Here is an 8,038-nt window from a genome sequence, read left to right as displayed (position 1 = left end):
ACGGCGACGTCGGCCGGCCGGCCGGCCGGACCGGCCCGATCAGGGGCAGATGCAGTTGCGGCTCAGCGCGTTCGCCAGCGTGGCGGCGCAGTAGCGACGCGAGATGGGGTCGTGCCCCTCGGCGGCGTGCGCGCAGACATCGCAGATTTGAACGGCGGAGTCTTTCTCGTCGGGGCCGGTCGCTCGGTCCTCGGTGATAGTCACGGGGCTCGTCATCGATTACTCCATTGCTTCGGTGAAGCGGATTCTCCGACCGACTCGTCCGTGCCAAGGGGATTCGGCCGCGGCATTGTTCATCGAATCAGCGGAACTCCCGAGCAGCCGAGCCGATTTCGCGAACGTGGAAATCATGGAACCCGGCACTGGGAAATGGTTCGCCCACTCGCTGGTAGGGATACCAGGGGCGGAGCCTCCGTTCACCCCCGAGCCTACACCCGGGTGAGCCGTTCGTTACGCGCCGATCGGACGTCCAGGGACCGGCTCGACATTCGGGGAGCCGGATCTCGTCGGGGAAACAATGACGCGCGAAGGAACGAATCAGTCGCCGAGAATTTCGGAGTCGGCCACCACGGCCCTGGCCAGGTCGATCAGACGGCTTCGACGCTTGCGCGCGGTGCTTCGCAGGAGGGAGAACGCGGCCTCGAGGCCGAGCTCGTGCCGCTCGGCGAGGACGCCCTTGGCCTGCTCGATGACGACCCGGTTGTTGAGAGCCGTCTGGAGTTGCTCGGCGAGCACCTCACGCTCGTGGATCGCCCGTTGCTGCAGGATGCCGATGGTCGCTACGTCGGCGAACGCTCTGGCCAACAAGGCTTGCTGGGCCGGTAGGGGGCCGGTCGCGCTGGAGAACAGGCTCAACGCTCCGATGGTCTCTCCCCGGAGCCGCAGCGGCAGGGCGTGCACCGCCCCGAAGCCGACCTCCCGCGCGCGTGCGCTGAACGTCGGCCATCGCGACGTCGAGCTGGCGACATCCGGCTCCGATACCGACAGCCCCGTGCGGCAGGCCTCGTAGCAGGGGCCTTCGTCCTCCTGCAACACGAACAGCTCCATCACCCAGGCGGCCTCCGACGAGGCTGCGGCCACCCGCAGAGCCCCGCGCTGATCGGTGAGCAAAATGCCGCTCGCGGTGGCGCCGACCAGGTCGACGCAGTACTCCGCCAGCAGCGCGAGCAGGTCGATCACGTCGAAATCGTCGACCAACGTGTCAGCAAGCTGGACGAAGGCGGCGGCCAGCCGGCCCTCGCGCCCGTCGTCCGGGCGTGTGGCCTCGTCCACAAGGTCCATGGTGATCTCTCCTGCTTGCCGGGGCATCGAAGGGGTCTTGCCGGCCATCCGGAACGGGTGCGCGATCGTTGCTACGGATCGGGGTCGAACCGCAGCCGACGGTTCACGACCTCCTGGGCGACCGCGGAGATCGTCTGATCGCGCAGGAACGCGTGGGCACGCATGCGCAGCAGCGCGTCGTCGATCGACACACCGAGCTGCACCTTCACCATGCCCGATGCTTGGTAGACGACGCTGTCCGCGCGGCTCAGCCAGTCACTCGGCCCGTGCCCCGCATTGACGCCGTCGAGCGGGGCGTCCAGCAGGGTCGCCGTCACCAGGTCGGTGAACACCAGGGCATCCGCCAGGTGGTCGTCGACGAGGCCACCGACCCGGTCCCGGTGCAGGTCGAGCGCCCCGAGACAGACCGCGCCGACCTGTAGCGGGAAGGCGAACATCGCACGCACACCGGCCTCCAGCGCCGGGCGGATGAACCCGGGCCATCGTGCGTCCGGCTGACGTTCCAGGTCCGGCACCAGCACAGGGCCGCCGCGGCGGACGCTCTCCACGCACGGCCCCACGCCCAACGTCAGCTGGAGGTCTTCCAGCCGCTGGGCCACCGGGTCGGTGCCGTGGACCAGAATGCGATGGCCGCGAGCACCACCGATCAGGCTCAGCCCGGCCCCGGTGACCGGTAGCGCCAGGACCGCCGTAGCGCAGATCCTCTCCTGCATCGGCAGGCCAGGATCCTGCTCCGCAAGTGCGGCGAGCACCTTCGCGCGCCTATCCGCGGTCACGGAGCAGCAGCCGACCGCCGACACCTCGAGGAGGAGCCGGTCGACTGGCTGCGTACCGGGCGCTGCATGGCCCTCCTCCGTACGACGCGTGCCAACCTTACGCTTCGTACGGGTCGCGGTACGGGACCAGCCGGCCGGCCCCATCGGCCAGGATCTCCAACGCCTGTGGGAACGGAGTCGCCACCACCGGCAGGAGGTGCCGCGACGGCCTGGCTCAGCACCCCGGAGGAGATCTGGTCGGGGAGTCGTAGGGCAGCAGGACGACGTCGGCGGCAGCGATCAACCGTTCCAGCGATGCGGCGTCGCCGCACTGCTCGTCGAAGTGGAGGTAGTCGTCCAGTCCGCAGCGGCGGACGTGCGCCGACAACCGTTCCCGGTACGCCTCGCCCTCGAGCGCGAGCACCCTCGGGTGGGTTGGGCCGGCGATGACGTACTGCGGCCGCGGTTCGAGGTCATGCAGCTCTCGCAGAGCGTCGATGCCCCACTCGATGCCTTCGCCCGGGCCGAGCAGCGCCCAGGTCACGACGGTGGGTCGTCCGCGAGGTCGGACTGGTGCCGGTGGTCCGACCGGATGGGCGCCGTACGGTATGACGTGGAGTCTCGAGGGAGCGACCCGGTACTCGGCCGCCAGGCAATTCTTCGCCGCGACGGTCAACAGGACGATCGCTTCGGACCGGTCCAGGATGGACTGCAGCACCCACCGCTGCCGCCACGAGGGAGCGGCGGGAACGGTGCGCAGTACGACGATCCGCGGCACCCGGATCGCGTCCAGCAGGGCGAGCACCTCTTCTCCGTCGGGGCCGCCGTAGAGGCCGTCTTCGTACTGGACGATCGCGACGTCGGTGAGGTTGATCTCGCTCGCCGCGCGCCGCAGACTGCCCCGGTCGCCGGCCAGCAGCTCGGCGACCACCTCGGGCGGTGAGTCGTCCCGCGCCTCCTCCGTCACCCTGATGACGGGCCGGTCAACGGCGTCGTCGCCGGGCAACGCGGCGCGGAGTGAAGCCGTGTAACCGGCCAGGCCGCAGCGGGTCGGCGGGTAAGTGCTGACAAAGCTGTATCGAACGGTCACGAGGGCCCCTCGTGGACGGACCCGACCGTCCGAGATGCGGCGCGGAGAGGCCTGGAGGCGTCGACGAGGCGTCGCCTGCGGCATGCGCGCCGGCTAGCGGCGGTGGGTTGATCGGTCGCTGAAACCCGGTACCGAACGAGCGGGGTCTCGGCTCGCGCGAAGTGGTACTAACGGCGATGGAAGCGCTACTCAAACATCCGGAACGATAGCAGTCAGTAGTTACGTGCTGGGGACAGTGGACGACGCTCGTCCGAGGCTCCGGACGTCGGGGGATTAGTGTCGGGTCATGACCAGCCTGACGATGGTGGCCTTTGTTCGAGTTCCTCCTGACCAAGCGCAGAACCTGGCGCGGTACGAGGAACTCGTGCTGGGCTTGCTGCCCGATCACGGGGCGCTGGTCGAGCGACGCGTCCGGTCGGCGGACGGCTGCACGGAAGCGCATCTGCTCAGCTTCCCGTCCCGCGAAGCGATCGACGCTTTCGACGCGGATCCTCGCCGGACCGCAGCGCGTGCCGGTATCGACGGTTCCGCCGTGCGGGCGCTGCGATTCCTGGTGGAGCCGGAGGAGGGCCCGCAGGGCATCGTGCTCTGGCGGTTCCTGACCGAGGGCTGGTTCAGCATCCTCCTGCAACAGGGGCAGGACGTCGCCGAGGTCGATCTGCTGTTGCTCGCGGACGTCCTGCTCGACACCGACCGGTACGTCGACGCGGCGACGCGCCTGGCGCGGACCTCGGTGGGGGACGCAGCTCGGCTGGCCGGTCCGGAGATCACGTTCTACCCGGGCAGCGAGTGGGTCCTGCGGTTCGCGGAGGGCGGCCCGACCGCCGACGGGGTACTCGTCGTCTTCGATGGCCGGGACGCGGTTCGCCTGGAAGACCTCGACGCCGAGGATCTCCTGGAGTAGCCGGCCGACTCGGTACGAGGGTTCGTTCACCCGGGAACTGGTTACTAAAGGTGCGAGAGCGCTGATCCGTGCTCGGCTGTACGGGATCGCCCGTCCGAACCGGATCGCGTGCTATGGCAAGGCGTCGCGGGCATCCGGTCTCGACGTGCCGAGGAGGCCCCGTGAGCCCGGACACGCTTGAGAAGACTCCGGACCGTGCCGACCGGCTCGCCGGCACACGCCCGGACCCTGCAGTGGTGGACGGGCTGTTCGTGCGGCTCGCGGGACTGGCCGTCGACGACCGACAACGAGGTGTGGTTCGGGACGCGCTGGTCACCGAATATCTGTCGCTCGCACGCAACCTGGCGTGGCGCTTTCGCGACCGCGGTGAGCCCCTCGACGACTTGGTGCAGGTCGCCCGCGTCGGGCTGATCAAGGCCGTCGATCGTTTCGACCCTGGTCGGGGAATTGCCTTCCCCGTGTACGCGATTCCGACGATCACCGGGGAATTGCGCCGACATTTTCGGGACCGCGGATGGGACGTGCGGGTGCCGCGTCGTCTGCAAGAGCTGCATCTGCAGCTGCGCGCTGCGACGCAGGAGTTGTCGCACCGCACCGGCCGCGCGCCCACGGCCGGTGAGCTCGCCACGTATCTGCGACTACCTCGGGAGCAGGTCATCGAGGGACTGCAGGCCGGCGACGCGTACACGGCCGGATCGCTGGACCGGCCGAGCACGCCGCGGCCGGGCGCGCCGACGCTGGGCGACCTGCTCCCCGATCTCGACCGACCGTTCGAGCGGGTGGACGACCACGAGGCGCTCGCCCCGCTGGTGGCGGCGTTGCCGCCGCGGGAACGCCGGATCCTGTACCTGAGGTTTGTCGAGGAGCAGACCCAGACGCAGATCGCGCAGGAGATCGGTGTCTCCCAGATGCATGTCTCGCGACTGCTGTCCGCAACATTGGCCCAGCTGCGGAAAGGCATGTTCGTCCCGGGCTGATCGACGCAATCCGCGATGGCCGGTTTCCTCGGCGAAAATTCGGGTACACGACAATTGCCCCACTGTGTGGACACGTCCACGGTGGCCGGCCGCCCAGACTCCGCGGCCCGTCCAGTATTCGTTCGCTACGTCCCCGTCCGGTAACCGCTCGTCACTACGACGGGTGAGCCGACGAGGTGCGCCGAGGAGCCATGGCATGAGCACAGATACCTCCGCCCCCACCAGACCGGCGCCGGCGCCCCGTCAGCCGAAGCCGCTGCTGATCGACAGCCCGCACTCCACCCTCTCGTTGGTCACCCTGTGGACCTTCGTCGCCCTGCCGTTCGTCGCGTTGGTCGCCGCCGTGCCGCTCGCCTGGGGCTGGGGTCTCACGGCCCTCGACGCCGCGATGGCCGTCACCGGCTACGTGATCACGGGGCTCGGGGTGACGGTCGGATACCACCGCTACCTCACCCATGGTTCGTTCAAAGCCCGTCGCCCGCTCCGGGTGGCGCTGGCCGTCGCCGGCTCGCTGGCGGTCGAAGGCTCGGTCATCCAGTGGGTGGCCGACCATCGTCGCCATCACGCGTTCACCGACCGAGAGGGCGACCCGCACTCCCCGTGGCGGTACGGGACGAGCGTCGGCGCCCTGGCCAAGGGCCTGTTCTACGCCCACTGCGGATGGTTCTTCGACAAGGAGACGACCAACCGGGCTCGCTTCGCGCCCGATCTCGTCGCCGACCGCGACATGCGGACCGTGGACCGGTTGTTCGGCCCGCTGATCGCGGTCTCGCTTCTGACCCCCGCCGTGATCGGTGGCCTCGTCACCTGGTCCTGGACGGGCGCGCTGACCGGCCTGTTCTGGGGCGGTCTCGTGCGGATGGCGCTGCTGCACCACGTGACCTGGTCGGTCAACTCGATCTGCCACGTCGTCGGCTCTCGGCCGTTCGTCAGCAGGGACAAGGACCGGGCGACGAACTTCTGGCCGCTGGCGATCCTGTCGTTCGGCGAGAGCTGGCACAACTCCCACCACGCCGACCCGACCGGTGCGCGCCACGGAGTGCTGCGCGGACAGCTCGATCCGTCGGCTCGGCTGATCTGGGTGTTCGAGCGACTGGGCTGGGCGTGGGACGTTCGGTGGCCCGATCCGATCCGGCTGGCGACCAAGCGCAACGTCGATCATTAGCGAGTGCCCCCGGCAGGATTCGAACCTGCGCCCCCGCCTCCGGAGGGCGGTGCTCTATCCCCTGAGCTACGGGGGCTCAGGAACGGCTAAAGCCTAGCAGCAGCCCTCGGCAGCTCGCGCATCAGGTCCGGGGAGGCGTTGCACACTTCTGGCCGCTATCGGGGATGCGAGTGTGCAACGCCTGTCGGGCCCGGCGTCAGTCGGTGGCTGTTGAGCCGTTGCTGCAGGGCGCGCCGGACTCGATCGACGCGGACATGCGGTACTTGGTCAGGAATTCGTCGATGCGCTCGTCGTCGGCGTCGTCGACTTTGAGCTGATAACCCCAGGCCTGCAGCGAGATCGCCTGGTCGAGGGTGGGGTACGGGCTCAGCATCGTGTAGTTCTTGCCGACGACGCGCCGCTTCAGCGCTTCGAGCTGGTCGGCCGGGAGGCCTGGCCGGTAAGTGATCCAGACCGCGCCGTGTTCGAGGCTGTGGACGGCGCGGGTGTCGTCGATCTTCGCGGCGTAGACGTCGCCCTGGCAGTTCTGCCACTGGGTGTTGTGGTCGCCACCGACCGGCGGTGTGACCGGGTAGCCGGGGGCGCTGTCGACGTGCTTGGTCGTGAGGATCTCCGGCTGCGTCTTGCGGTAGTCCACGACGCCGTCGATCGTGGTCGCCGTCGAGGTGCTCGGGCTGTTGTTCAGCACCAGCACGGTGGTGGTGACGATGCCGCCGCAGACCAGCAGCACCAGCACGACGCCGATGACGATGCCCGCGACGAGCTTGCCGTTGCTGCGCGGCGGCTTGGCTCCACCCGGCGGCGGGAAGCCTGCCGGGGGTGGAAAGCCGCCAGGAGGCGGGAAGCCGGTCGGGGGCGGAAATCCGCCGGGCGGCGGGAAGCCGGTCGGCGGCGGGTAGCCGCTGGACGGGTACCCGCCCGGCGGGGCGTTCGGCGGGTATCCCGGCGGCGGGTAACCCGGTGTGCCGTCCGGTGCGGGCGGGACCTCCCCGTGCGGTGGTGACTCGCCGGGCGACGTCGAGCTCATTTCTCTCCGCTCAACCGCTTCTGTGCCTGTTGCAACGCGTCGATCTCCGACTGTTGCGACGTTTTGATCTCCCGCGCCAGGTGCAGCACCTGGTCGTCCTCTGCCTGCTTCAGCGCGGCGTCCGCCATGTGGATACCGCCCAGGTGGTGCTGGATCATCAGCTCGATGAAGAGCAGGTCCCTGGCGGTGCCGGTGGACGTGCGCAGCTGCCGCAACTGAGCGTCGCTGGCCATGCCGGGCATTCGTCCGTCGACGATCAGCGTCCGTCCGCCATCGGGCATCCACGCCATCGCGGGCTCGGTGCTGGTCGGCGTCAGGTCCCAGCTGCGCAGCCAGCCGATCATCAGACCGATCTGCGCCTGCTGGGTCAGCGTCATGTCGATCGCGAGCTGCCGCAGCCCTCCGTCGGTGGTGACCCGGTACTCCAGCGACGCCATCGTCACGGCCTGGGCGTGGTGGGTCAGCATGTCGCGGGTGAAGCCGGCGTCCGCCGAGTCGTCGCCCGGCCGGTGCGGCTTCCCCGCCCAGAAGCCGACGCCGAGTCCGACCGCCAGCACCAGCAGCGCGGCCATCACCGCACGGAAGATGCGCGTCTTCCGCCCCGACCGCCGCGCGGCGGTGCCCCCGCTGTCCGCTCCGTCGTGGTCGGCGCGCGGCTGAGCGTCCGCCTCGTCGTTAGTCGTCGGCTCGGCCGACGAGACGTCGCCGGCGTCGTCACCGACGCCGGCCGAAGCGTCCTCTGCGTCGAGTTCGTCGAGCCGACGCCGCGCGCCGACGAACCCCCGTCCGTGCGCCACCCCACCCCAATCGGCTACAGAGTCCTGTCGATTACCGAGTTC

General features: G+C 69.4%; 9 protein-coding genes and 1 tRNA gene. 3 read left to right on the top strand and 7 right to left on the bottom strand.

All coding sequences use genetic code 11. The features are described 5' to 3' along the window. Positions 1-39: 39 nt before the first annotated feature. The 4 genes from ABEB28_RS21730 to ABEB28_RS21715 all read right to left on the bottom strand — a co-directional run bounded on the left by ABEB28_RS21730 (position 40) and on the right by ABEB28_RS21715 (position 3,126). A complete protein-coding gene (locus ABEB28_RS21730; RefSeq protein WP_345730004.1) occupies positions 40-216 on the bottom strand; it encodes an RGCVC family protein in 177 nt (58 codons plus the stop codon). A 321-nt stretch (positions 217-537) separates the two neighbouring features. Further along, on the bottom strand, positions 538-1,281 hold the full coding sequence (locus ABEB28_RS21725; protein WP_345730003.1) for an ANTAR domain-containing protein: 744 nt from the start codon (positions 1,279-1,281) through the stop codon (positions 538-540). A 71-nt stretch (positions 1,282-1,352) separates the two neighbouring features. Further along, positions 1,353-2,057, bottom strand: coding sequence for a GAF and ANTAR domain-containing protein (locus tag ABEB28_RS21720; protein WP_345730002.1), 705 nt, complete (start codon positions 2,055-2,057; stop codon positions 1,353-1,355). Positions 2,058-2,271: 214 nt separating this feature from the next. After that, on the bottom strand, positions 2,272-3,126 hold the full coding sequence (locus tag ABEB28_RS21715) for a glycosyltransferase family protein (RefSeq protein ID WP_345730001.1): 855 nt from the start codon (positions 3,124-3,126) through the stop codon (positions 2,272-2,274). 286 nt (positions 3,127-3,412) lie between these two features. Here ABEB28_RS21715 and ABEB28_RS21710 point away from each other — a divergent pair, with 286 nt between their 5' ends. The 3 genes from ABEB28_RS21710 to ABEB28_RS21700 all read left to right on the top strand — a co-directional run bounded on the left by ABEB28_RS21710 (position 3,413) and on the right by ABEB28_RS21700 (position 6,172). Further along, positions 3,413-4,030, top strand: a complete 618-nt coding sequence (locus ABEB28_RS21710) for a hypothetical protein (RefSeq protein ID WP_345730000.1) — start codon at positions 3,413-3,415, stop codon at positions 4,028-4,030. Positions 4,031-4,191: 161 nt separating this feature from the next. After that, positions 4,192-5,007, top strand: a complete 816-nt coding sequence (locus tag ABEB28_RS21705; RefSeq protein ID WP_345729999.1) for a SigB/SigF/SigG family RNA polymerase sigma factor — start codon at positions 4,192-4,194, stop codon at positions 5,005-5,007. Positions 5,008-5,203: 196 nt separating this feature from the next. Then, positions 5,204-6,172, top strand: a complete 969-nt coding sequence (locus tag ABEB28_RS21700; protein WP_345729998.1) for an acyl-CoA desaturase — start codon at positions 5,204-5,206, stop codon at positions 6,170-6,172. A 4-nt stretch (positions 6,173-6,176) separates the two neighbouring features. Here the strand turns inward: ABEB28_RS21700 and ABEB28_RS21695 are convergent. From ABEB28_RS21695 to ABEB28_RS21685, 3 genes are all read right to left on the bottom strand, one after another. Beyond that, positions 6,177-6,248: transfer RNA gene (locus ABEB28_RS21695), tRNA-Arg, on the bottom strand. A gap of 120 nt (positions 6,249-6,368) precedes the next feature. Beyond that, on the bottom strand, positions 6,369-7,199 hold the full coding sequence (locus ABEB28_RS21690; protein ID WP_345729997.1) for a thioredoxin-like domain-containing protein: 831 nt from the start codon (positions 7,197-7,199) through the stop codon (positions 6,369-6,371). Continuing rightward, positions 7,196-7,996 (bottom strand): DUF305 domain-containing protein, encoded by an 801-nt coding sequence (locus ABEB28_RS21685; protein ID WP_345729996.1) that lies wholly within the window; start codon positions 7,994-7,996, stop codon positions 7,196-7,198. Before ABEB28_RS21685 ends, ABEB28_RS21690 begins: the two co-directional genes overlap by 4 nt. Positions 7,997-8,038: the final 42 nt, after the last annotated feature.

Origin of the sequence: Cryptosporangium minutisporangium, from assembly GCF_039536245.1 — a bacterium.
GTDB classification, from domain to species: Bacteria; Actinomycetota; Actinomycetes; order Mycobacteriales; family Cryptosporangiaceae; genus Cryptosporangium; species Cryptosporangium minutisporangium.
This window is presented reverse-complemented; position numbering and strand designations above follow the sequence as displayed.

Coding starts and splice junctions, on each gene's coding strand:
- ABEB28_RS21730 (WP_345730004.1), bottom strand. CDS start 216: ATGACGAGCCCCGTGACTATCACCGAGGACCGAGCGACCGGCCCCGAC.
- ABEB28_RS21725 (WP_345730003.1), bottom strand. CDS start 1,281: ATGGACCTTGTGGACGAGGCCACACGCCCGGACGACGGGCGCGAGGGC.
- ABEB28_RS21710 (WP_345730000.1), top strand. CDS start 3,413: ATGACCAGCCTGACGATGGTGGCCTTTGTTCGAGTTCCTCCTGACCAA.
- ABEB28_RS21700 (WP_345729998.1), top strand. CDS start 5,204: ATGAGCACAGATACCTCCGCCCCCACCAGACCGGCGCCGGCGCCCCGT.
- ABEB28_RS21690 (WP_345729997.1), bottom strand. CDS start 7,199: ATGAGCTCGACGTCGCCCGGCGAGTCACCACCGCACGGGGAGGTCCCG.